The organism is Cupriavidus sp. WGlv3, from assembly GCF_023952475.1.
Lineage (GTDB): Bacteria > Pseudomonadota > Gammaproteobacteria > Burkholderiales > Burkholderiaceae > Cupriavidus > Cupriavidus phytorum.
The window spans coordinates 1-1,189 of the sequence record NZ_JALHRX010000102.1 but is presented as its reverse complement, the minus strand read 5'-3'; the positions used below and the strand labels follow the sequence as shown (position 1 = coordinate 1,189).

Annotated in this window: 1 protein-coding gene; it reads right to left on the bottom strand. The window is 62.3% G+C overall.

Annotation, left to right across the window (positions count from 1 at the left end; genetic code table 11):
• Positions 1–158 precede the first annotated feature (158 nt).
• Positions 159–1,121 (bottom strand): IS5 family transposase, encoded by a 963-nt coding sequence (locus MKD38_RS30635; RefSeq protein ID WP_012354594.1) that lies wholly within the window; start codon positions 1,119–1,121, stop codon positions 159–161.
• Positions 1,122–1,189 lie beyond the last annotated feature (68 nt).

The following is a 1,189-nucleotide window of genomic DNA, read 5'->3' as shown; positions in this document are numbered from 1 at the left end:
ATACTCTGCACAAACGCGAATCGAGTGTGCTTGGCCGTTTAACAGGAAGCTGAATGCGCCACGACGCCAACCTATCAGCTCGGAGCGAAGCTATCTCGCACGCGCGAAGCAGCATTCGCGGGCTGCGCGCGAGGCATCGGCGTGAGCCAGAAACGCGCTCATGCCCCGGCAGCCAGCAGTTTGCCGCGCGCCATCCACAAGTTGGACAGTGCGAACAAGGTCATGAGTTGCGCGGTGTTCTTCCTCAGCCCTCGATAGCGGACCTTGGTGTAGCCGAACTGCCGCTTGATGACCCGGAACGGATGCTCGACCTTGGCCCGGATGCCCGCCTTGATTCGCTCGACCTGATCGACGAGCGCGCCAAGTGGTTTGCTTTGGTCCAGGACGCGACGTTTGCCTGGCTTCATCGCTACGTGCCAGTTCACGCCCGCCCGCGCGTCCGGACGCTTCTCCACGCCCTGATAGCCCGCATCGCCGAACGCGTCGGTTTCCTCTCCATGCAGCAGGCTGTTGCCCTCAACCACGTCGTTGACCTTGCCCGCCGTGCCCCGCACCGTGTGCACCAGCCCGCTTTCGGCGTCCACGCCAATGTGCGCTTTCATGCCGAAATACCACTGGTTTCCTTTCTTGCTCTGGTGCATCTCTGGGTCGCGTTCGCCCGACCCATTCTTGGTCGAACTCGGTGCGCTGATCAGTGTCGCGTCCACCACCGTGCCCGCGCGCAGCATCAATCCCTTGTCGCGAAGGATGTCGTTGACCAGCGCGAGGATCTGAGCGGCCAGCTTGTGCTTCTCCAGCAGGTGACGGAACCGCAGGATGGTGCTCTCGTCGGGCAGCCTCACCGTCCAGTTGTCCAGCCCGGCGAACTCCCGATACAGCGGCACGTCGTGCAGCGCTTCTTCCATCGCCGGGTCCGACAGGCCGAACCATTGCTGAAGGAAGTGGATGCGCAGCATTGCCTCGACCGCGAACGGGGGACGGCCGCGCTTGCCTTCCGGGGCGTACGGAGCGATCAGCATCACCAGATCGGCCCATGGCACCACACGGTTCATCTCGTCCAGGAATTCGCGCTTGCGGGTGCGCTTGGTCGACAAGTTCAGTCCAAGGTCAGTTTGTTTCATGCGCCACATGCTCGCTGGCTCGACGATTCATTGCAAGCACATCCGCCGGCTAATTGTGCAGAGCATCC

Excerpts from the sequence above, each read along its gene's own strand:
- MKD38_RS30635 (WP_012354594.1), bottom strand. The coding sequence starts at position 1,121 with ATGAAACAAACTGACCTTGGACTGAACTTGTCGACCAAGCGCACCCGC.